We start from the raw sequence: 21462 nt of genomic DNA on the forward strand, positions 1-21462 counted from the left end.
CAGGTGCGATGCAGTAACAGAGAGTGCTCAGCGAATATGACACTACGATGACCCTGCACTGTATAGCAGCACAGCCAGTATGCGGCTCATGCTTTGGACTTAGCCTGAGGTTGCGCAAACCAGCCTAAATCCATACTGGCCCGCCATGCGGATGCCCTGTAAGCAGAAGTAGGGTATAATTCGCGCCCCAAATTTTACTTCCCCCGCCTCCTTATGAAGTTCGTTATCAAGCTGTTCCCGGAAATCACTATTAAATCCACCAGTGTGCGCAAGCAGATGACCAAAATTCTGCGCCAGAACCTGCAGAATATATTCAGACGCCACGCCATCTCGGTGGATGTGCAGAACCGCTGGGACAGCCTGATTGTACTGGTGAACCGTGATGACGATGCCGCGCGCCGTCAGACCATTCAGATTCTGTCGCACACACCCGGTATTGCCGCAGCCCTGGAAGTGACCGAATTCACCTTTACCACACTGGACGAAGCCTACCAGCGGGTGCGCGATTCATATCGCGAACGCGTGGCCGGCAAGACCTTTTGCGTACGGATTAAGCGTGCCGGGCAGCACGACTTCACCTCCCATCAGGCGGAGATCTATATGGGCGGCGGCTTCCTGAAAGAAACCGAGGCCCTGCGCGTCAGCCTGCACAATCCGGAAGTGGTGGTGTTGGCCGAGCTGCGTAATGACAAGGTTCAGGTGGTGCAGCAAACCATTAAAGGTCTGGGCGGCTATCCGCTGGGCAGTCAGGGCGAAGTACTGAGCCTTATTTCCGGTGGCTTTGATTCCACTGTGGCCAGCTACCTGATGACCCGTCGCGGCCTGAAAACCCACTTCTGCTTCTTTAACCTTGGCGGCAGTGCGCACGAAATTGGCGTAAAACAGGTGTCCCACTACCTGTGGAGCACCTTTGGTGAAAGCCATCGGGTAAAGTTTGTTACCGTGCCATTCGAGAATGTGGTTACTGAAATCCTGACCAATGTCGATACCGGACAAATGGGCGTGGTACTGAAACGCATGATGCTGCGCGCCGCCTCCCGCGTCGCAGAAAGCCTGAATACTCCGGCCCTGGTTACTGGCGAGGCCGTGGCCCAGGTGGCCAGTCAGACCATCACCAACCTGGCCGTGATTGACGAAGTGGCCGACCGTATGGTGCTGCGGCCGCTCGCCGCGATGGATAAACAAGACATCATCGACACGGCACGCCGCATCGGTACCGAAATGTTCGCCGCCACCATGCCGGAATACTGCGGGGTTATATCCGTTAACCCGACCACCGTGGGCGATCGCAGCAAAGTGGATGTGGCTGAAGCCAAGTTCAACTTTGATGTGCTGGAACAGGCATTGGCCGAAGCCAGCTATCAGCGCATCGACGATGTACTGAGTGGTGCGGAAAGCGGGCTGGAAAACGTCGATATCATTACCACGCCAGGCCTGAATGACGTAATCATCGATATCCGTCATCCGTCTGAAGCCGCCGACGCGCCGCTGACGCTGACCAATAACAGCGTGCTGGCCATCCCGTTCTACGATCTCGATAATCGAGCCAATGAACTGACCAAACAGCAGCCGGATACCCGCTTCCTGCTCTATTGCCAGAAAGGCACCATGAGTAAAATTCATGCCCATCACCTGATGAGCGAGCAGCGCGGTAACTTTGCGGTGTTTATGGAGCCGGGATTTGTTAAGCCAGTCTATAAGGCGGAAGCCAGCGACAGCAGCGAAGACTAAAGCTCTGCTGTGTGCATAAAAAAAGGCCGGAGTGGCTGTCGATACTTAACAGTTGCTCCGGCTTTTTTATGGCCAGCATTTCACCTTTCACACCCTGCGATTTACAGGCCAGCACTGACCTCAAAGCGATAGCCGGTGCCCGGCGCTTCAATAAAACCACTGTCGATATAATCCGCGTCCAGCACATTGGTTGCCGCCAGACCCCAGCTCCAGCCGTTGTTCTGTTGCTTTAAACCCAGATCCCAGATGCGATAGCCATTCTGGTCATAGCGGTCCTCAAACTTATACAGCGACGTGGCCGTCAGGCCCGGCAACAGTTCGTAGGCCAGTGACAGAATCAGCTGATGCTCCAGCTGGGACTTACTGTAGCGGGCCTTCTCATATTGATTGGTAAAGTCCTGAATCAGGCGGGTATAGCTCAGACTGGCTTTCTGCAGACCACTTGCCGCCAGCAGGCCGGTGGCATCGAGCTCTGCATCAAAGCCTTTGGTGTCAATCGCGTCGATATTGCGTGCGGTGTAGTAATTAATGGCCGGATCGGCGACTTCGGCCGCTGTCTGGGTGTAATCAATGGCATCGCTGGTATTGCGTTTAAAGACCGCCAGGCGGGTTTGCAGGCCCGCCAGATTCAGTCGCGCACCTAGTTCAGCGCTGCTGGTCTCTTCTGCTTTAAGGTCGGCGTTACCCTGATTTCCAGTGTTGGTCACGGGGTTGATCTGGTAAAGATACAGATCATTCATGGTCGGCACACGCACGCTTTTACCGGCGTTCAGATACAGTTGCTGACCGGCCGCCAGCGGCAGGGTCAGGCCCAGCACCGGTAAGGTATAGCTGTCGCCGCCATCATAATCGAGATACGACAGACTACCCGCCAGCTGCACGGCGCCAAAGTCGAACTGACCAAACGCAAAGGCGCTGCCGTATTCGCGCTCATGGCGGTCACCCAGTGTCGACGTGCTTTCAATGTCTTCCTGATTAAACTCGTAGCCCAGCGCCAGTGATTCATTCAGACGAAAACGCAGACGGCTCTGCCAGGCATTGGTCTGATGCACAGAAGGAGCGTAGGTCAGGTAGAAAAACTCGTCGTCGTGCTGACGCCAGTTAACAGCGACATCGACACTGCGGCCACCGGAGTAACGTTGCTCATGAGTCAAATAGGCATGGCGCTGAATGGTGTTCTCATTGGCGCGCTTATCGGCACCCGCGTAAAAGCCCTGCGCACCAAAACCCTTATCCAGATAACCCAGGCCAGCCACCGTGGTGTGGGCATCATTCTGATGCACTAAACGGTAGTTACCCTGCTGACTGATGTAGTCCAGATCGGCGCCTTTGATATAGGTGTCCGACTCCTGCTGGCTGACCGCTGCAAAGTGGCTCCAGTTGCCCTGGGTTTTGGCCAGACTCAGCAGTCCTCGGGCGTAATCTTTGCTGCCGGCTTCAGCTTTTAACAGCGCGCTGCGGCCATTTTCAGAGTCCACCTGCTTGCGGGTAACCAGATTGATCACCCCGGCATTACCGTTCGGGCCATACTGTCCGGCGCCCGGGCCGCGGACGATTTCAATGCGCTCAATGTCTTCCAGAGTAACCGGCAGATCAAAATTATGATGGCCGGTTTGCGGATCATTCATGCGCACGCCATCAACCAGAATCAGCGTCTGCTCATAAGCCGCACCACGAATGCCCAGATCCACCTGGGTACCGCCACTGCCGCGCTGACGCACATCCAGCCCACTCACCCACTCCAGTGCATCGGCCAGATTACTGATCGGCAGTATCTGTAAATCAGCGCGGTCAATGACTTCAACGGCAAAGGCCTGCTCAGCAATGTTCTGACTGAACAGCTGGCCGGTCACGCGCTGGGCGTCAAGCTCTACGCTGTCTGTTGCTGCCTGAGCCTGACTGGCAAATGCCTGAGCAATCAGGGCCGTCAGAATGGCTGGTTTAAACGGTGTGCGGTTCATGATGACCTCATGGGTTGCGATGGCCGGACAGGCCGGTGAAAAATTATGCCGCCCAGTGTAGTGATTTTGTCTGATCACCCAACCTGTGTCGCTGCTGAAGGTTTGCACCTGGGCGTTTTTTGTCCAGCAGTAACAGAATGCAGGCAGCGCCTGACCTGATGGTCTGGCGCTGCTATGATACGGCCTCCGTTTTTTACATCTTTATCGTCACTTCGAATTATGATTTCAGGCTACTGTTTCAGGATGGGTTTATGACCACGATTATCAGCTTCAACATTAATGGCGTACGCGCCCGCCCCCACCAACTGGAAGCCATTCGCGACCAGCTTGACCCGGATATTCTCGGCCTGCAGGAAACCAAAGTTCAGGATGCTGAATTTCCACTGGCGGATATTCAGGCGCTGGGATTTCATGTTGAGTTTTTTGGCCAGAAGGGCCATTACGGTGTGGCGTTGTTAAGCAAAACTGCACCGGTCTTTGTACAGAAAGGCTGGCCCTGGGATGACGCCGAAGCGCAGAAACGCATTATCCACGCGCGCTACGAAATAAACGGCAAAGTCTGGGATGTCCTGAATGGCTACTTCCCGCAGGGTGAAAGCCGCGATCACAAAACCAAATTCCCGGCCAAAGAAAAATTCTACGCCGACCTGCAGCGTTATCTGGATGAAAACTTCACCCCGGCCGACCGGGTGATTGTGATGGGCGACATGAATATTTCACCGGAAGATACCGACATCGGCATCGGCGAACCGAACCGTAAGCGCTGGCTGAAAACCGGTAAATGCAGCTTCCTGCCGGAAGAGCGCGAATGGTATCAGCGCTTGCTGGGCTGGGGCTTGCAGGATACCTATCGCAAACATTACCCGGCCAGCAACGATACGTTCAGCTGGTTTGATTACCGCTCCAAAGGTTTTGATGACGAACCCAAGCGCGGACTGCGTATCGACCATATCCTGGTGACGCCAGCGGTCTATGAAGAATGCACCGCCGCCGGTGTCAGTTACGATATTCGTGGATTGGAAAAACCCTCAGACCATGCACCGATCTGGGCGACCTTTTCCTGAGGAGGCTTTGCCTCGGGTAATAAAAACGGCGCTTTATGCGCCGTTTTTTATTTAAATCCGCATGACCAAGATTAGCCCGGATACTGCTCCAGCGCATCCAGGTATTCCAGCCATACCCGAGCATTGGCTGCAACGTCGGCCAGTGTCAGCGCTTGCTGAAAATAACGCCGGGCGGTCGTGTAGTCGTTCAGTTCGTAAGCACAGCTGCCAGCCAGCATGAGCGCCCGCGGTTTATCCCGTTCGGACAGGCCTTTTTTCAGCGCGGCTTCAGCATCGGTCAGGGCTGTTTGGTATTGGGCATTTTGCTGCTGCATTTGCGCTGCGCGATACAGCAGGCTGCCATCATCCATAAATGTGCTGGCTTCGCGCATAGCCGCAACAGCCTTATCGCGCTCGCGCCCCTGCTGCCAGGCCGCGGCCAGTACCCGCCAATTGCGCTCGCTTAATTCGACACTCTGATCCTGTAAGTGCGCCTGTAAAATGCGTCCGGCGCGCTCGGGAATGTTTTCGCTGATTAACAGCTGCACCAGCAGCAGAATACTGTCGGGTTTTGTCAGATAGTCTGCGGCATACCCCAACTCCAGCGTACGCAACGCCAGCGCAGGTTGCTCCAATAGCTGATAAACCGCAGCCTGCTGCTGCCAGTAATCTTCTTTGCCAGGATTGATACGCAGCAAGTCATCGAGGACTGCGGCGGTTTTCGCATACGATTTTTGCTGATAATGACCGGCCATCAGCATCTGCAGCCAATTTTCTTTCGGTTGGTCGCCGCGACTGCGTGCCCGCTCAATACCACGGATCAGCCAGGGAACGGACGCTGCGTAGTTTTTTTCCAGCTGATACGCCGATGCCAGCGTAATAAAGCTCAACGGCTGAATCCAATCGACTGGCTTGTCGTCAGTGCCGCGTTTTTTGTCGCTGTTCTTGTCTTTTTCCAGTGACAGAATGTTATTCAGACGCGGCTCAAGCTCGGCAATAGCTGCGTTATTATTCTCAGCAGCCAGATGCAATTGGGCAATGGTGGTCGACAGTGCGGATTCCTGCGCCGGAGCCAGTACATTTAACGCCAGCGCCTTGCTGTACCAGAGCATGGCTTCTTTGTTTTTTTCCTGCAGCAGATTCAGCTGACCATGCAACTGGTAGGTCAGTGCCAGGCCGAAGCCTGGGTTTAAATCGTCTTCCAGTTCCAGTAAGGCTTCTTCGGCTTCGCGGTATTGCTGCGCCGCCAGTTGTTCCTGGATGGCATTAAGTTCTTCGTAAGTCGACGGCGACAGGCTGTTGTTCGCCGCCCAGGTCAGCGAGGTCAGCGTGCTTAGCAGCAGTGCAATAAGAAAACGCATCAGGAACTACCCAATTTAAATTCGATGGTCTGAGTTGCCTGCTGTGCAACCGGGCGGCCATCGGCCATTTTTGGCTTGAACTTGTATTTGTACAGTGCGCGAATGGCTTCACGTTCAAACACGCCGCGCGGTTCCGCTTCGATAATTTCCACATCGTCGACGGTGCCTTCCGGGTTGATCGACAAACGAGCAACCACATAGCCTTCGATTTTCTGCCGCACCGCTTTTTGCGGATACACCGCATTCATCCGCACCAGCGGGATAACGTCGGTGTCGCCAAAGCCCATACCGACCACGGCATCACCCAGCAATGAGCTTTGTGCCAGCGATAAATCAGGATTTACGTCCGGCATATTAAAAGGCAGTTGTTGCATTGGTGTATTTTGCTCAGCCACCGATTCTTTCGGCAGTTGTGGCTTTTTCGGCTTCGGCGGCTCCTGCTTTCGGCGTTCTTTCAGCTGGGTTTTGCTTTCCTGTTTTAAGCGCACAAAGTCGATGTAGGTGTTGTCGCGATGATCGCGCTTCAATTCACCCGGACCAGACACCATCTGGTGCATCGCCCAGAACAATCCGAGACTGACGCCGCAGGCCAGCAATAAGGCTATGGCCAGACGTGGCATCAGTTAGCGGCCTCTGCAGAAATGGAGATATTGCTGATGCCGGCCAGGCGCACCTGATCCATCACCTTCACCAGCAGGCCGGTCGGCGAGTACTCGTCAGCCTGAATGATCACGGCCCCTTCGGGATTTTCTGCTTTCATGCGTTCAATATTCGGGCGTACCGCGCGCACATCAATGGCGCGGCGGTCGATCCAGATTTCACCATTGGCGCGAATGGCGACCAGAATATTACTGCCCTTTTTCTCTTCCGCCGTTTGTGCGCTGGGACGGCTGACGGTTACACCGCTTTCTTTTACAAAAGAGGTCGTAACAATAAAAAAGATCAGCATGATAAAGACGATATCCAGCATCGGGGTGATGTCGATATCGTTGCCATCGGCTTCACTATCGGTGTGACGACGTGCCATAACTAATAATCCGTATAATTCAGTCGGTCGGTAGCCATTCGGCGAGCTGATGCACGCCGCGCTCACTTAAACGTTTAAACCGGGTGCGAAAGTACAAGCCGGTCAGAGCCACGACCAATCCGGCCATGGTCGGAATGGTTGCCTGAGAAATGCCCGATGCCATTGCCCGCGCATTACCGGTACCGGTGACGGCCAGCACATCAAACACGCTGACCATGCCGGTTACCGTGCCCAGCAAACCCATTAACGGGCAGATGGCGATCAGAATACCGACCAGTGATAAATATTGCTGTGTCGCTTGTTTTTGCTGACTGAGCCAGGCCGTTCGGATTTTGCGTGCCGTCCAGCTCTGGTGTTCGCTGCGCTGTGCCCAGCGCTCAGCCAGCGCCCGGTTAAGACGCGGCAGTTCGCGGTAGAAAAACCACAAGCGCTCAATGATCAGGCTCCAGAGCAGTACGCACAGCACCAGTATGCCGTAGAGTACCGGCCCGCCCTGGGCCATAAAATCCAGCAGCCACTGCATCTCAGTTGCCTTTTGGGTTCTGGCTGGAGCGGTTTTCCAGCGCCTGCGCAATCAGTCCGGCGGACTGTTCATCCAGCAGCTGAATCAGGGCTTTACTGCGTGATGCCACCCAGTTGTGTGCCAGCAGCAGAGGGATTGCAGCCAGCAGGCCCAGCACCGTCGTGATCAGTGCCTGGGAAATACCGGAAGCCATCAGCTTAGGATCGCCGGTGCCAAAGTTGGTGATTGCCTGGAACGTTGCGATCATGCCGGTCACCGTCCCCAGCAGACCCAGTAACGGGGCAATGCCGGCAAACAGTTTGATAATGGTCTGTCCACGTTCCAGTGCCGGCAGCTCGCGCAGAACCGCCTCATCCATTTTGGCTTCCAGCACATCCACATCCAGTGGCTGCGGCAGATCACGATAACTGGCCAGCACACGCCCCAGCGGGTTATCCCCGGATACAGTGTCGATGTTGTCCAGTTGCTGGCGCACTTTGCGTCCGATGCTGCCCAGTACCAGCAAACGCCAGCCGGATAATGCCAGACCAATCAGCCCAAGGCCGATAATGATGTAACCCACCAGAGCACCCTGCTGCACCCGCTCCAGCAAGTCCGGGCTTTCCAGTGACAGGTTCAGCAAAGCACCGCGGCTTGGGTCGAGGGCAAACGGCGCGACCGTGGCGTTTGCATTCAGCCAATCAGGAATCATGCCTGCCGCACCAGGTTGGCGACCCAGCATCTGCAGCTGTTTCAGTTCGGCGTCATAAGCCAGATAGCCACTGTCATCCACGGCATTGAATACGCCAAGACGGGTCACGTTGCGCGTCTGTGGCTTGCCATCGGCACCAATCACAACGCTCTCGAACGATGACACGGCACCGTTAATAGTCATCTCTTGCTGCAGGCTGAACCATAACGCTTCCAGTTCGGCGATATTGGGCAGTTCTTTGGCTTCAGCCAGTTTGTTCAGATCGGCTTTGCGCTCAGGAATTTCTACCGAGGTCAGGCTGTCGGCCAGTACGGTGTTCAGATCGTTGGCTACCTGACGCACTACGCCGAACATTTCACCCAGATTGCCCACCCGCAAACGCAACTCTTCTTCGCGTTCGGTCAGGGCCTGCTCGTTATTGTCGAAGCGTTCTTTAAGCGAGTCGGCCAGTTGCTGTTCACGCTTAAGGGCTGCGCGAGCATCGCTCAGCATGCGCTTCTGGGTATTCAGGTCGCTGAGGAATCTGGCCTCACGGGCCTTGTTCTGAGCGGCTTCTTCACGGCTGTATGTGCCGATCTGATTCAGCAGCTTGGCTAATGGGTCGGCCGCCGGAGTGGCAGGTGCAGCAGTGCCTTCCGCTAACACGCTGGCGCTGAAAGTGATCCCAAATAACACAGGGAGAGCAGCCGAGGACAGTAAACGCATCATTGTTGCGCCCCCTTCTGTTGAGCGGTGGGTATTGTCGTTACAGACTTAAGAGAGGCCTGAGTGGGTAATGGCAGCACCATCAGCTCCGGCGCAGCAATCTGCTGGGCCACTTTTAACGCTTTGCGCAGGTCTCGCATGTAGCCGTCATCCAGCGCCAGCCATTGGCTTTCACCCTTGTGCCAGAGCCAGGCATGCTGACCATCATTGCTGATGCGATACAGGGCCAGGCGGCCAACGCGCAGGAAGTCGTAGGAAATGCTATCCATCTGGCCACGATAGGCTTCGATGTTGCGGCCGTAATCCACTTCCACCTGATACGCTTCGAGCACGCGGCGGAATTTTTCCGACACGGTGACATCGGCACGGGTCAGTAAGTCTTTCAGCAACGCGATACGGGCGCTGCGCTCCTGCGGCAGAAACGGTGTATCCAGCGCCACAAACTGTTCCAGTGAATCAAGCATGCGGCTCATCAGCGGCAGAATGCCACGCTCAGTGCGCTCAATTTCGGTGATCTGACGCGCCAGCGATTCCAGTTCTTTGTCCTGGTTATACACAATGGCGGCCATCTGGCGGTTGTAGAGGCTCAGTTGCTCAGTTTCGGCACGTAACTGGCGATATTCAGTCAGTAACTGCTGAGTCTGATCATCCAGTTTTTCAACATTCTGCTGGCTGCTGCGGCCGCTTTGGTCGGTGGCGCTGATCTGCCCCTGGGCGCTGGTTAAATTATCAGCCTGGACGCTCAATGTGCTGCTTAACAGCAAGGCGGCGATGGTGTGCGGAGTTTTCATGACCGGTCGTTGTCCCTGTCAATGTGAAGTGGTATCTCGTGGGGAAAGAGTCTAACGGCGTTGTATTAACGTTAACTGAATGCCACTAAACGAGTTGAAGCAAAAAGCCGGCTGCATTATGCCGCCGGCTTGGCAATCAATCAATAATCATTCGCAATTAAACCAAGATTGCTGGCCAGCTTATCGCTGCCGCGGGGGGCAATAACGGCTTTACTGCCTGGCTGATTGCGCAGGTACTGCTCCGCCACGCGCTGTACATCGTGCCATTGGGTGGCCAGTACCCGTTCACGGAACTGCTGTCGCAGCGCTTTGCTGCGTCCGCTTTTGTCCTGATGAAAGCTCTGCTTGGCTTCGCCTGCCGGTGATCCCGGACGATCCATGCCGCCGATCAGGCCCAGTACCGATTGTTCAATCAGGTCATCCCCACTCTTGCGCGCCAGCAACCAGTCAATGGAGGCGGCGAAGTCTACGAACGTGCCTTCCACCCGTGGGTCGCGGTAGGAATAGAATTTAAAGCAGGCCAGTGCCGAATCCTGTGTCGCCCCGGCACCGTAGGCACCACCGCGCTCACGGATGGCGGTATGCAGGAAGGCATTACGCAGCAGCCCGGCCATAACCGCCAGCGGTGCAGCATCGGCGTGATCCATGGTGACGGTGGGCAACGCCCAGGCGCAGAAATTCACCTGCGAATCGACCATCCAGTAAGTAGCGGTTTTTGGCATATCCCAGCTCAGCGCTGATGCCGGTGCAGTGGCCTGTGGCGTCCAGCAACTCTGCAGACTGGCCAGGTGCGCTGCTGCGCCCTGTTCGTCATGCACCAGCAAAGCCTGTTGTGGCTGGGCAATCTGCTGATAAATATCCTGCAGCGCGTCAGAAAGGAAACCCGCGCCTTCTTTCTGTGCTCGCTGCAGGCGTTCTTTCAGGCGTTTTACCTGCGGCAGACCGCCGAGTCCATTGGAGACATTCGCCGTGCGGTTCAGTGGTGCCGCCGCCAGAGACATGGCCAGGCCATGGCCGCTGCCGGTAATGCCCTGCTCACGGCGGGATTTGGCCTGCGTCAGCAGATCCAGCAGGCGGGTCTCTTCGGTAAAAGTGGGGGCCTGCCAGGTTTCCTGCATCAAAGCGCTGAATTCATCGGCTTTAGCGGTCAGTGCCTTGCCGCTCATCACCAGATAGCCTTCCAGCTGATTGGTGTCATCCACCTTGCCTTTCAGGCTGGCGTAGGCTGAAAGGCTGCCTACTACTGCAGTCTGCTTCTGCTGCTGGTACAGGTAATCGTTGCCACCGGCACCGACCTCACTCCAGGCCTGGGTGAAGAATGGCACCCAGCTCAGCTGCTCGGCACTGAAAGCCGGCAGGTCCGCCAGTAACTGCTGATAGATCAGGCCGTTGGTGCCAGCCACGTATTCCGTTGCTGGCAGTCCGTCCTGATGTTGCTGACTTGGCGCCACGTAACTGACTTGCGGGCGCACGTCAGCCAGTGTCACCTGCGGCAGCAGACCCGGATCATCTTCCTGCTCCTGACGTTCTTTTAAAGCCTGCGCCTGATCCAGAATGGCCTGAGTCTGCTCGGCGCTCAGATTGGCTTTGATTTCGGCCAGACGTTGTTCTTCCAGGCGTTTCATTTCATCGTTCATGCCACTGTCCGGACGCAGGGTAAAGCGCACCCGATGGCGGTTGTTCAGCAACAGACGCTGCACCGCCTCCTGCATAAAGCCTGGCTGGCTGGCTTTACTGCGCAGCCGTTCCAGTGCCGGATCAAGGTTCAGCAAGGCGGCCGGATCGCCGTAATGGGTTGCCGCAGGTAATGAATTGAAGATAAGTTGCAGGCCATACGGGTAGTGATCACCACCGATTTCACGCTGATGCAGTTCCAGCTGATGCAGCGCGGCATCGATCATGCTTTGCTCCACGCCGTTATCGGCCACCGCCTGCAGGGTGTCGAGAATCAGCTGCTCGGTTGCTTCGGCATGTTCCGGTTCGCTGCCTTCGATGCCGCACATAAAACTCATTTCGCGGTTGGAATCTTCCAGCCCGCACAGCGGTGACGGTGAGCCGCCCAGATCGGTTTCTTCCAGCGCGCGGCGCAGTGGTGAGGCGCTGTTGTCGAGCAGCACCTGACTGACCAGATGGGCTTCCAGCTGGGCATCCAGATCGGTGGATTCCCCCAGCAGCCAGCCCAGTACGTGGTGGGTCTGGGCGCTCAGGTCTTCGCTGTCGATGCCATAGCATTGCTCAACTGCCAGAGGCGCGGCGTAGCGTTTCTCCGGCTCCACGCGCCATTGTTTATCCTGACGTTCAAAGCGGCTCAATGCCTGGCTTTCAAGGGTGTCGTGCAGTTCGCTCACATCCATGTTGCCGAAGGTCATAAAGATGGCGTTGGATGGGTGATAATGGGTTTTATAGAAGCTGACCAGTTGCTCATAGGTCAGGTCGGTGATTTCCGCCGGCTCACCACCGCTGTTGTAGTGGTAGGTTGTGGTCGGAAACAGATAACTGCTGATGCCCTGCCACAACTGGCTGACGGTGGACGACATCGCGCCTTTCATTTCGTTGAACACCACGCCTTTGTATTCCAGTGGCGAATCAGCATTGCCCTCTTCGCTGAATTCAATGCGATGGCCTTCCTGGGCAAAATCCAGCTCATGCAGACGCGAGAAAAACACCGCATCCAGATATACGTCGAGCAGGTTTTTGAAGTCTTTATCGTTCTGGGACGCAAAGGGGTATGCGGTCCAGTCGCTGCTGGTCATGGCATTCATAAAGGTATTCAGCGAGCGGCGCGTCATCATAAAAAAAGGATCGCGTACCGGGTACTTCTCGCTGCCGCACAGTGCGGTATGTTCCAGAATGTGCGCCACCCCGGTGGAATCGTGAGGCATGGTACGCAGGGCGACCATAAAGGCTTTTTCATCGTAGTCGGTAGCCAGATGATAATGCACCGCGCCGGTGGCGATGTGCTCATAGTGAAGAATATCGATATTCAGCGATTCAACGCGCGTGCTGCCGAGGTGACGAAAAGCGTTTGATGATGACATACAGCTCTCTGTTATCCTGATGTGTAAACTCAGGTATGTTATCAGTTGTCTGACAGGCACAGAACCTCAGTCGCGCAAAGTGCTTGCACCAGCCTGTTCTTTCTGTGCACTAATCAGCCAGCATGCCGACCACAAACCGCAGGAGCCTTATGAATACCGAACCGCGCTGGGACGATGAATTCCCGGTCAACCACGAGTGCCTGTATCTGAATCACGCCGCCGTTGCGCCCTGGCCGGAACGCGCGCGGATTGCTGTCAGCGATTTTGCCGCCGAAAACACCGCCCTCGGCGCCAGTCGCTATCCGCACTGGAGCGCAATGGAGGCTGGCCTTAAGCGCAACCTTGAGACATTAATTGATGCCCCGAAGGGCTCTGTCGCGCTGGTGAAAAATACGTCCGAAGCATTATCGTTCGTGGCGAATGGCATCGACTGGCAGCCGGGCGACGTGGTAGTGATCAGCGATCAGGAATTTCCATCCAATCGCATCGCCTGGGAAGCGCTGGCGTGCAAAGGCGTCAAGGTTATTGCCGTTGCTTTGCCCTGGGATGACCCGGAATCCCTGTTGCTGGAAGCCCTGGCGCAGAAACCACGATTGTTGTCGATCAGCGCCATTCAATATGCCACGGGGCTAACGCTGGATCTGGTCCGGTTGGGCGAAGCCTGTCGGGCGGCGGGCACCCTTTTCTGTGTTGATGCCATTCAGGCGGTGGGCGCCCTGCCGTTTTCGGTTCAGGCGATTCAGGCCGATTTCGCTATGGCCGACGGCCACAAGTGGTTACTTGGCCCGGAAGGTCTGGGGTTTTTCTATGTCCGCCCGCAGGTGATGGATCAGTTGACGCTGTCAGAGTACGGTTGGCACATGGTGGAAGACATGGGCAATTACGATCGGAAAGACTGGCAACCGGCAGCCGATGCGCGTCGTTTTGAATGCGGCAGCCCCAATATGCTGGCAGCATCGGCATTGAAAGCCAGTACTGATCTGCTATTGGAAGTGGGTATGGATCAGGTAGCTACCCGCGTGGTAACTAACGTGCTGTATCTGAAAGAATTGCTGGACGACAAAGGTGCCACCTTTATCAACCCACTGCTGCATCAGCGTCCGTCCGGCATTCTGACTTTCCATTTTATGGGGAAAGACAGCGCACAGCTGTACAAACTGCTGATGCAGGCAGGTGTCATCTGTGCCAATCGTGGTGGCGGCATCCGCTTCTCACCGCATTTTCACACCACTCAGGAAGTGATGGAAGACGCCGTAGATGCCGTGGAGTGCCTGATCGAAGCGCTCTGAATACAAAGATGACAGGCACAAAAAAGAGCGCCTGAGCGCTCTTTTTGTGCCTGCCGAATGGCTATATCGGCCATCTGGCTACATCGTATGGGTAATGCGATCCGACTTCAGGGCACCGGCCAGGTAGGTTTCGATCTTGTCGCGAGCCATGCTTTCGTCGCCGGTAAACTGCACGCCAATACCGGCGACTTTGTTGCCTTGTGCACCTTTCGGCGTTACCCAAATGACTTTGCCAGCCACCGGGATTTTCTCGGCTTCATCCATCAGCTTCAGCAGCATGAAGACTTCATCGCCTAACTGATACTGTTTGTTGGTCGGAATAAACAAACCGCCTTCTTTGATAAACGGCATATAGGCGGCGTAAAGAACCGATTTATCTTTAATGGTCAGCGACAAAATGCCGCTGCGGGCACCTAAATTGGCGGTCATGCATGCTCCCCGCGATGACTGTCCTGAACGATCTGCTGCCAATCCAGCAACAGGGATTCAAGCAGCAACTGCTTATTATAGTTACCGCCACCGGACAGCAACTGCCCGAGTACGGCCTGAACTTTATGCTGCAAGGTTATCAGCTTTGCCGGATTCAGGGTAGCGCACGGCAGCAACTGAAAAACCTGATCGGTAAACACCAGTTGCTGCGCGCTGATACCCAGTTTCGCCTTCAGACAGTCCGACAAAATTGAATAAAACCAGGAGGTTACATCCTGAAACTCAAGCTTATTCCAGCCTTCTGCAGCGGCTTGTAGTGGAATCTGGCCCAAGCTCCACTGGCGCAGCAGATCAAACCAGCGCTGCTGCTGGGTGCTTTGCTCGCGCGTCAGCCAATCCAGTGCTTTTAACGGTGCCTGATGATTCATGCGCAACGCCGGCTCTGCCACGTCAGCGGCAAAACCCTGCTGCTGCAGCCAGCTCAGCGCTTCAGACTGTCCCGGCGGACTGAGCTGCAGGCGCTGACAGCGACTGCGGATGGTTGGCAGCACCGAGCCGAAACGCTCGGTTTCTAACAACAAAAAGCTTTCACCGGCCGGTTCTTCCAGAGTCTTCAGCAGTGCGTTGGCGGCGTTGGTGTTCATCACTTCAACCGGACGCAGGCTGACCACCTGACAGCGACTGATCTGCGGTGTCTGGGCGAGGAAGTTATTGATTTTACGAATGGCATCAATGCGGATCTGGCGACTGCCGTCTTCCGGCTGGCACAGCATAAAGTCCGGATGACTGCCGGCTGCCCAAAGCTGGCAGCTGTGGCATGCGCCACAGGGTTCGGCTTCATCGCGCAGGCATAACAGCCATTGCGCGGCATGCAAAGCCAGTTGATGCTTGCCGATGCCTTCAAGGCCCGTCAGCAATAGCGCATGGGGCAGCCCGCTGCTTTGCTGGCGGCGCACCAGTTCATGCCATACGTCCTGATGCCAGGGTTGCACGCTCATGAATCAGCTCCGGGTAACAGCGTTAGCAAAACCTGTTCGATCTGCTGCTGCACCGCCGTTAATGGTTGTGCGGCATCAATACGGCGGAAGCGTTCATGCTGAGTGGTCAGCCAGTCAAAGCCCTGCTGTACGCGCTCAAAGAAATCCAGCTGCTCCTGCTCAAAACGATCAACCGCTTCGCCGGCCTGGTCAGCACGGCCACGGGCGCGCCCCATACCCACGGCGAGTGGCGCTTCCAGCAGCAAGGTGCAGTCCGGTTCCAGCCCCTGCTGTACCAGTGCTTTCAGCTGTTCAATTTGTGCCAGTGGCAGCTGGCGACCAAAACCCTGATAAGCAATGGTGGAGTCGGTAAAACGATCACACAGTACCCAGGCACCGCGCGCCAGCGCCGGTTGAATGAGCGCCTGCAGATGCTGAGCACGGGCTGCAAACACCAGCAGCAGCTCAGTCAGGGGTTGCATGGTTTCAGCGTGATGGGCTTTTAACAGCCGCTCACGGATGGTTTCGGCGATTTCAGTACCGCCCGGCTCACGGGTAACGACGACTTCAATGCCACGGGCGCGCAGCCACTCAGCACAGAAGGCGATATTGGTGGATTTACCCACCCCTTCTCCGCCTTCAAAGGTAATAAACAAGCCTGGTTGCGGCTTTGTCATACGGGATGTTCCTGCTCAGGATTCTGGCGCAGCGGCTTCTGCCGGCGCCGATCGGTAATCTTTTTTGCGACGGAAAATCTGATATTTCCGCACTGCTTTGTTGTGCTCTTCCAGCGTTGCCGAGAATTGATGGCTGCCGTCGCCGCGGGCCACAAAGTACAATTCATCGCCTGCGGCCGGATTCAGCGCCGCATCCAGTGCGGCCCGGCCCGCCAGTGCAATGGGTGTTGGTGGCAGGCCTTTCTGGCGGTAGGTATTGTACGGATTTGTCCGGTCCTGCAGATGTTTTTTACGCAAATTGCCGTCAAATTGTGGGCCCAGACCATAAATAACCGTTGGATCGGTCTCCAGACGCATGTTTTTCTGCATCCTGCGTACGAATACACCCGCAATCACCGGGCGCTCGGCAATGACCCCGGTTTCTTTTTCCACGATGGAAGCCATGATCAGGGCCTCGTAAGGACTGTGGTACGGCAGGTCGGCAGCGCGTTGCTCCCAGGCCTCCGCCAATTGCCCGCGCATGCGCTGGTAAGCCTGACGAAGAACCGACGACACCCCTTCGCCACTGTGATAAACGTAAGTGTCGGGGTACAACCAGCCTTCAGGGTTCCCTTGCAGGCCGAGCACCTCCGCCACCCGCTCCGGCGTTAGTGGGGTCAGATCCTGGGTCAGACGCGGCGCCTGTGCCAGAGCCGTGAGAGCATCCCGTAACTGCAGCCCTTCAATCAGGCTGACGCGATACGTCACCGGGCTTGCGGTTGCGAGAAATGACAACAATTCACCGCCGCTCAGTTCTGGCGGAATTTCGTACTCGCCAACCCGCAACACCCGCTCCTGCCCGGTCAGGCGTGCCTGAATGCGCAACAGCAGCGCCGAAGGCAGCCAGCCATCGGCCTGCCAGCGTCGGCTCAGACTACTGATGGTATCGCCACTGACCACTTCAATGCGCACCGGTTGCTCGTTATTGGTCGGCAGTTGCCAGATGGCCAGCAACGTGGCGCTGAGTAATAAAAAGGTAAGGGAGGACAAAGCCAGCAGGCGTTTGCTCAGACTCATGCGTAAAGATTCTCCAGATCCTGCTGCAGCGCGGCAATCTGCTGTTGCGCTGACGAATGTTCGAATGCCTGCCCGTTAATCTGGGCGGCGCTGATAATGCCCTGCAGGCTATTGCAAAAAAACACAGCGTCCGCTGCCAGCAGGCGCACCCGGTCAATCGTGGTGACCGTAACATTGTACTGACTCAACAGCCAACGCCGGACGACGCCATTAACGCCGCTGCCGCTCAGGTCGGGGGTGATTAACCGGCCCTGCTCCAGCAGAAACAGATTACTCATGCAGCCTTCAATAACCTGTCCTGCGGTATCCAGCATGACCGCTTCCTGCCAGTCAGATTCAAAGCGTTGACGGGCCAGCACCTGCTCCAGCCGGTTGAGGTGCTTAAATCCGGCCAGTGCGGGCTGAATCGCCAGTGCAATATCACTGAAGCCGGCGGTTAAGCCTTGTGGCAAGCGGTGACAGGCCCAGTCCTGTGGCACAAAAGGTTGCCATTGAATCAGCAGTTCAGGCGTGGCCGGTGGCGCATAACCACGTGGGCCACAGCCACGGGTAACGATCAGTTTTCCAGCTTGCAGTGGAGAGTCTGACGCAGCGTCCGGCCGCTGCGCCAGGGTCTGCTCTATTTGCTTCAGACTGTCGATGGGGAAGTTCAGTGCACACAAGCCCTGCAGTAAACGCTGTCGGTGGTATTTCCACAGCGGAATATGGCCACCGGGCGCAAAGCGGATGGTCTCAAACAGACCATCGCCGTACTGTAAGCCGCGATCGGTTGATGGCCAGTGGGTTTGCCACTGACCATCAACCAAGGCGTAAGCGCGGGCAGACTCAGGCATCGTAACGGCGAAATAACAAGCTGCCGTTGGTTCCGCCAAAGCCAAAGGAGTTGGAGATGGCGGCGCGGATGGGCATGTTGCGCGCTTTATGCGGCACATAGTCCAGATCACAGCCGTCAGCAGGATTGTCGAGGTTGATGGTCGGGGGGGCGATGCCGTCACGTACGGCCAATACCGTAATCAGTGCTTCCAGCGCACCGGCAGCACCGAGCAGATGCCCGGTCATGGACTTGGTGGAAGAGACCGCCACCTGAGCAGCATGACTGCCAAACAGATCTTTAATGGCCTGAGTCTCCGCGATGTCGCCAACCAGGGTCGAGGTGCCATGGGCATTGATGTAATCAATATCCTGCGGCTGCAGACCGGCATCGTTGATGGCGTTGGCCATTGCCATGCGCGCGCCTTCGCCATTTTCCGGTGGACTGGTGATGTGATGGGCGTCATCACTCATGCCAAGGCCACTGAGTTCGGCATAGATAGTAGCGCCACGGGCTTGCGCGTGTTCGAGCGATTCCAGTACCAATACTGCTGCGCCATCACCGAGCACAAAACCATCGCGGTCTTTATCCCATGGGCGACTGGCTTTTTGCGGCTCGTCATTGCGGGTACTCATTGCGCGCGCAGCGGCAAAACCGGCGACACCAAGAGGCGACGATGCCATCTCGGACCCGCCGGCAATCATGACATCGGCATCGCCATAGGCAATGGTGCGCGCCGCATAGCCGATATTGTGCGTGCCCGTTGTGCAGGCGGTGGTGATGGCAAAATTAGGCCCGCGCAACTTATGGCGGATGGCGATATTGCCCGAGGCCATGTTGATCACGGCTGCGGGTACCAGAAAAGGTGACACGCGGCGCGGGCCGCTGTTCTGCAGTTGCTGATAATTCTGCTCTATTGTGGTGATACCACCAATGCCTGAGCCAACCGCTACGCCGACGCGATCACGATTTAACGTTTCAGGAAACCCGGCATCGGTAATGGCCTGCTCGGCGGCCACCATGGCGTACTGCAGAAACAAATCCATTTTGCGCGCGTCTTTTTCACTCATGACGCAGGTTACGTCAAAGTCTTTCACCGCGCCGCCAATACGGGTGGCGTAGCCCTCGGTATCAAAATGCTCAATCAGGCCAATACCACTGACGCCCGCGCAGACTGCACGCCAGGTGTCTGCCACGTTCAGACCGAGCGGATTGACGCTGCCCAACCCTGTTATTACTACACGTCGCTTCGTCATATTCCGTCTTTCATCCCTATCGTCGCAAATACGGTGCAAATATGGTCACAAAACAGGCATAAAAAAAGCCGCGTCAGAAGAGGCGGCTTTCAGACTCGCAAATCTTACAGATTGGCGATGATGTAGTCGATGGCTTCCTGGACGGTGGTCAGCTTCTCAGCATCTTCGTCCGGAATTTCGGTTTCGAACTCTTCTTCAAGAGCCATTACCAGCTCTACAGTATCCAGAGAATCCGCGCCCAGATCATCAACGAAAGAGGACGAAGCCTTAACGTCTTCTTCTTTAACGCCCAGTTGTTCACATACGATTTTCTTTACGCGTTCTTCAATGTTGCTCATGGTTTTTTCCTACCGTTTCAAGTTTCCTGGTGGTCTTAATGACCTCAGCCCATGTTCATGCCGCCATTCACATGAATGGTCTGGCCTGTAATGTATTTCGCGTCGTTTCCGGCCAGAAAAGCAACCGCACCTGCGATTTCTTCTACCTGTCCGAAGCGCTTGCCTGGAATGGTGGCTAGGATCGCCTCTTTTTGCGTTTCAGGCAAGATTTCCGTCATATCTGTTTGAATAAATCCCGGCGCGACACAATTCACCGTGATATTCCGGCTGGCAATTTCCTGCGCCAGAGAGCGGCTGAAACCTTCCAGGCCCGCTTTCGCGGCGGCGTAGTTTGCCTGCCCGCCATTACCGGTCGTGCCGATAATGGAACTGATATTAATAATGGCGCCAGCCTTCTGCTTCAGCATCGGCTTAACCATGGATTTGCACACGCGAAATACGCCGGTGAGGTTGGTGTTGATCACCTCATCCCACTCGTCATCTGACATGCGCAGAAACAGGTTGTCGCGCGTGATTCCGGCATTATTCACCACAACCCGTGGCGTGCCGTAAGTCTGCAGAAAATCTTTCAGGGCGCCGTCTGTTTGCGCCGCGTCGGCAATGTTCAGTACCAGTGCATCGTTATCGCCGTCGATCTGCTTAAGCGCTTCACGAACCGAAGCGGCTCCGGATTCGCTGGTGGCCGTGCCGATAACCCGGTAGCCATCACGTGCCAGACGCTCTGCAATCGCACGGCCAATACCGCGGGAAGCGCCGGTCACCAGGGCGAGTAATTTTTCACTCATATTCAGGATCCTTGAATAAAGGCAATGGTTGCCTGTAAGGAAGTGGCATCCCCCGTATTATGGGTTGCCAGGGTTTTATCGATGCGTTTATTCAGGCCGCTGAGCACTTTGCCCGGACCGAATTCAATCGCATTATCGGCGCGTCCGCGACAGGCTTGCACGGCACCGGTCCAGTTAACCGGGCTGTACAACTGCGCCAGCAGGCGCGATGGAATTTCTGCCAGAGTTGCCACCGCATTATCAACGTTGTGATACACCGGGAATGCCGGTGCACGAAAGGAAACCGCATTCAGTGCTTCGCCAAATTCTTCGGCTGCGGCTTTCATCAGGCTGGAATGAAACGGACCGCTGACCGCCAATGGCAGTGCACGCTTGGCGCCTGCAGCCTTGGCCAGCTCAATGGCTTTTTCCACGCCACTCATGGCACCGGCAATAACGATCTGGCCAGGTGCATTAAAATTCGCCGGCTCAACCACACCGGCAGCAGAGGCTTCAGCACACACGGCGCGGATCTGATCTTCTTCCAGACCCAGTATGGCGGCCATACCACCCTGTCCCGCCGGTACAGCCGCTTCCATCAGTTCACCACGCTTTTTCACCAGACGCACGGCATCGGCGAAGTCGATGGCATCAGCCGCAACCAGTGCGGAATATTCACCCAGAGAGTGTCCGGCACCCGCTACAACATTCAGCGCCGGACAGGCTTCCTTCAGTACACGCCATAAAGCAACGCTGGCCGTCAGTAATGCTGGCTGAGTGTTATAGGTCTGATTCAGTGTTTCTGCCGGACCGTCCTGACACATAGCCCAGAGATCAAGATGGATGGATTCAGACGCTTCTGCAAAGGTGCTCTGAATCTGAGGATATTCGGCCGCCAGATCCGCCAGCATACCAACCTGCTGCGCGCCCTGACCGGGGAAGAATGCAATTACATCGGTCATCACTTGCCCTGTATTCACGGTAAAAATCACTG

At 56.0% G+C, this 21462-nt stretch carries 20 protein-coding genes; 3 read left to right on the plus strand and 17 right to left on the minus strand.

Annotated elements, in window-relative coordinates; genetic code table 11:
• Nucleotides 1–213: 213 nt before the first annotated feature.
• Complete coding sequence (gene thiI / locus NYR02_RS12050) at nt 214–1731, plus strand: tRNA uracil 4-sulfurtransferase ThiI (protein WP_260976601.1); 1518 nt, start codon at nt 214–216, stop codon at nt 1729–1731.
• 101 nt (nt 1732–1832) lie between these two features.
• On the opposite strand, the gene NYR02_RS12055 is transcribed toward thiI, so the two are convergent.
• Complete coding sequence (locus NYR02_RS12055; RefSeq protein WP_260976602.1) at nt 1833–3692, minus strand: TonB-dependent receptor plug domain-containing protein; 1860 nt, start codon at nt 3690–3692, stop codon at nt 1833–1835.
• 251 nt (nt 3693–3943) lie between these two features.
• Between NYR02_RS12055 and xthA the strand changes: the two genes are divergently transcribed.
• Nucleotides 3944–4756, plus strand: a complete 813-nt coding sequence (gene xthA, locus NYR02_RS12060) for an exodeoxyribonuclease III (protein WP_260976603.1) — start codon at nt 3944–3946, stop codon at nt 4754–4756.
• Between the two features lie 71 nt (nt 4757–4827).
• Here xthA and NYR02_RS12065 read toward each other — a convergent pair whose 3' ends face one another.
• From NYR02_RS12065 to NYR02_RS12095, 7 genes are all read right to left on the minus strand, one after another.
• Nucleotides 4828–6096: a hypothetical protein gene (locus NYR02_RS12065; protein WP_260976604.1), complete on the minus strand. Its 1269-nt coding sequence runs from the start codon at nt 6094–6096 to the stop codon at nt 4828–4830.
• Nucleotides 6096–6716 (minus strand): energy transducer TonB, encoded by a 621-nt coding sequence (locus NYR02_RS12070; RefSeq protein ID WP_260976605.1) that lies wholly within the window; start codon nt 6714–6716, stop codon nt 6096–6098. Before NYR02_RS12070 ends, NYR02_RS12065 begins: the two co-directional genes overlap by 1 nt.
• Nucleotides 6716–7123, minus strand: coding sequence for an ExbD/TolR family protein (locus tag NYR02_RS12075; protein ID WP_260976606.1), 408 nt, complete (start codon nt 7121–7123; stop codon nt 6716–6718). The genes NYR02_RS12070 and NYR02_RS12075 overlap by 1 nt, the downstream gene beginning before the upstream one ends.
• Before the next feature lie 19 nt (nt 7124–7142).
• A complete protein-coding gene (locus NYR02_RS12080; protein WP_260976607.1) occupies nt 7143–7646 on the minus strand; it encodes a MotA/TolQ/ExbB proton channel family protein in 504 nt (167 codons plus the stop codon).
• Nucleotide 7647: 1 nt separating this feature from the next.
• The gene (locus NYR02_RS12085) at nt 7648–9045 is read right to left on the minus strand and encodes a MotA/TolQ/ExbB proton channel family protein (protein ID WP_260976608.1); all 1398 of its coding nucleotides are present in this window, start codon (nt 9043–9045) and stop codon (nt 7648–7650) included.
• Nucleotides 9042–9833, minus strand: a complete 792-nt coding sequence (locus NYR02_RS12090) for a DUF3450 domain-containing protein (RefSeq protein ID WP_260976609.1) — start codon at nt 9831–9833, stop codon at nt 9042–9044. The genes NYR02_RS12085 and NYR02_RS12090 overlap by 4 nt, the downstream gene beginning before the upstream one ends.
• Nucleotides 9834–9973: 140 nt before the next feature.
• Nucleotides 9974–12871 (minus strand): insulinase family protein, encoded by a 2898-nt coding sequence (locus tag NYR02_RS12095; protein ID WP_260976610.1) that lies wholly within the window; start codon nt 12869–12871, stop codon nt 9974–9976.
• Between the two features lie 149 nt (nt 12872–13020).
• On the opposite strand from NYR02_RS12095, the gene NYR02_RS12100 reads away from it, so the two are divergent.
• The gene (locus NYR02_RS12100; RefSeq protein ID WP_260976611.1) at nt 13021–14160 is read left to right on the plus strand and encodes an aminotransferase class V-fold PLP-dependent enzyme; all 1140 of its coding nucleotides are present in this window, start codon (nt 13021–13023) and stop codon (nt 14158–14160) included.
• Between the two features lie 78 nt (nt 14161–14238).
• Here the strand turns inward: NYR02_RS12100 and NYR02_RS12105 are convergent, their stop codons facing one another.
• The 9 genes from NYR02_RS12105 to fabD form a co-directional block, all read right to left on the minus strand.
• Complete coding sequence (locus tag NYR02_RS12105; RefSeq protein WP_225692736.1) at nt 14239–14589, minus strand: PilZ domain-containing protein; 351 nt, start codon at nt 14587–14589, stop codon at nt 14239–14241.
• On the minus strand, nt 14586–15587 hold the full coding sequence (locus NYR02_RS12110; protein ID WP_260976612.1) for a DNA polymerase III subunit delta': 1002 nt from the start codon (nt 15585–15587) through the stop codon (nt 14586–14588). Before NYR02_RS12110 ends, NYR02_RS12105 begins: the two co-directional genes overlap by 4 nt.
• Entirely contained in the window at nt 15584–16243 is a 660-nt protein-coding gene (gene tmk, locus NYR02_RS12115; protein WP_260976613.1) for a dTMP kinase, read from the minus strand. The genes NYR02_RS12110 and tmk overlap by 4 nt, the downstream gene beginning before the upstream one ends.
• A gap of 15 nt (nt 16244–16258) precedes the next feature.
• Nucleotides 16259–17299 carry an endolytic transglycosylase MltG gene (mltG, locus tag NYR02_RS12120; RefSeq protein ID WP_260976614.1) on the minus strand — a complete coding sequence of 347 codons (1041 nt, stop codon included), beginning with the start codon at nt 17297–17299 and terminating at the stop codon, nt 16259–16261.
• Nucleotides 17296–18132: an aminodeoxychorismate lyase gene (pabC, locus tag NYR02_RS12125; RefSeq protein WP_260976615.1), complete on the minus strand. Its 837-nt coding sequence runs from the start codon at nt 18130–18132 to the stop codon at nt 17296–17298. The genes mltG and pabC overlap by 4 nt, the downstream gene beginning before the upstream one ends.
• Nucleotides 18125–19366, minus strand: a complete 1242-nt coding sequence (gene fabF, locus NYR02_RS12130) for a beta-ketoacyl-ACP synthase II (protein ID WP_260976616.1) — start codon at nt 19364–19366, stop codon at nt 18125–18127. Before fabF ends, pabC begins: the two co-directional genes overlap by 8 nt.
• 104 nt (nt 19367–19470) lie before the next feature.
• Complete coding sequence (gene acpP / locus NYR02_RS12135; protein WP_145468776.1) at nt 19471–19704, minus strand: acyl carrier protein; 234 nt, start codon at nt 19702–19704, stop codon at nt 19471–19473.
• Between the two features lie 44 nt (nt 19705–19748).
• On the minus strand, nt 19749–20489 hold the full coding sequence (gene fabG, locus NYR02_RS12140) for a 3-oxoacyl-ACP reductase FabG (RefSeq protein WP_260976617.1): 741 nt from the start codon (nt 20487–20489) through the stop codon (nt 19749–19751).
• Between the two features lie 2 nt (nt 20490–20491).
• Nucleotides 20492–21430: an ACP S-malonyltransferase gene (fabD, locus tag NYR02_RS12145; RefSeq protein WP_260976618.1), complete on the minus strand. Its 939-nt coding sequence runs from the start codon at nt 21428–21430 to the stop codon at nt 20492–20494.
• Between the last annotated feature and the right edge of the window lie 32 nt (nt 21431–21462).

The organism is Thalassolituus pacificus (assembly GCF_025318105.1).
Taxonomy (GTDB): Bacteria; Pseudomonadota; Gammaproteobacteria; order Pseudomonadales; family Oceanobacteraceae; genus Venatoribacter; species Venatoribacter pacificus.

Bases quoted from the DNA above. Each gene is read 5' to 3' on its own strand.
- thiI (WP_260976601.1), top strand. From the start codon at position 214: ATGAAGTTCGTTATCAAGCTGTTCCCGGAAATCACTATTAAATCCACC.
- NYR02_RS12055 (WP_260976602.1), bottom strand. From the start codon at position 3,692: ATGAACCGCACACCGTTTAAACCAGCCATTCTGACGGCCCTGATTGCT.
- xthA (WP_260976603.1), top strand. From the start codon at position 3,944: ATGACCACGATTATCAGCTTCAACATTAATGGCGTACGCGCCCGCCCC.
- NYR02_RS12065 (WP_260976604.1), bottom strand. From the start codon at position 6,096: ATGCGTTTTCTTATTGCACTGCTGCTAAGCACGCTGACCTCGCTGACC.
- NYR02_RS12070 (WP_260976605.1), bottom strand. From the start codon at position 6,716: ATGCCACGTCTGGCCATAGCCTTATTGCTGGCCTGCGGCGTCAGTCTC.
- NYR02_RS12075 (WP_260976606.1), bottom strand. From the start codon at position 7,123: ATGGCACGTCGTCACACCGATAGTGAAGCCGATGGCAACGATATCGAC.
- NYR02_RS12080 (WP_260976607.1), bottom strand. From the start codon at position 7,646: ATGCAGTGGCTGCTGGATTTTATGGCCCAGGGCGGGCCGGTACTCTAC.
- NYR02_RS12085 (WP_260976608.1), bottom strand. From the start codon at position 9,045: ATGATGCGTTTACTGTCCTCGGCTGCTCTCCCTGTGTTATTTGGGATC.
- NYR02_RS12090 (WP_260976609.1), bottom strand. From the start codon at position 9,833: ATGAAAACTCCGCACACCATCGCCGCCTTGCTGTTAAGCAGCACATTG.
- NYR02_RS12095 (WP_260976610.1), bottom strand. From the start codon at position 12,871: ATGTCATCATCAAACGCTTTTCGTCACCTCGGCAGCACGCGCGTTGAA.
- NYR02_RS12100 (WP_260976611.1), top strand. From the start codon at position 13,021: ATGAATACCGAACCGCGCTGGGACGATGAATTCCCGGTCAACCACGAG.
- NYR02_RS12105 (WP_225692736.1), bottom strand. From the start codon at position 14,589: ATGACCGCCAATTTAGGTGCCCGCAGCGGCATTTTGTCGCTGACCATT.
- NYR02_RS12110 (WP_260976612.1), bottom strand. From the start codon at position 15,587: ATGAGCGTGCAACCCTGGCATCAGGACGTATGGCATGAACTGGTGCGC.
- tmk (WP_260976613.1), bottom strand. From the start codon at position 16,243: ATGACAAAGCCGCAACCAGGCTTGTTTATTACCTTTGAAGGCGGAGAA.
- mltG (WP_260976614.1), bottom strand. From the start codon at position 17,299: ATGAGTCTGAGCAAACGCCTGCTGGCTTTGTCCTCCCTTACCTTTTTA.
- pabC (WP_260976615.1), bottom strand. From the start codon at position 18,132: ATGCCTGAGTCTGCCCGCGCTTACGCCTTGGTTGATGGTCAGTGGCAA.
- fabF (WP_260976616.1), bottom strand. From the start codon at position 19,366: ATGACGAAGCGACGTGTAGTAATAACAGGGTTGGGCAGCGTCAATCCG.
- acpP (WP_145468776.1), bottom strand. From the start codon at position 19,704: ATGAGCAACATTGAAGAACGCGTAAAGAAAATCGTATGTGAACAACTG.
- fabG (WP_260976617.1), bottom strand. From the start codon at position 20,489: ATGAGTGAAAAATTACTCGCCCTGGTGACCGGCGCTTCCCGCGGTATT.
- fabD (WP_260976618.1), bottom strand. From the start codon at position 21,430: ATGACCGATGTAATTGCATTCTTCCCCGGTCAGGGCGCGCAGCAGGTT.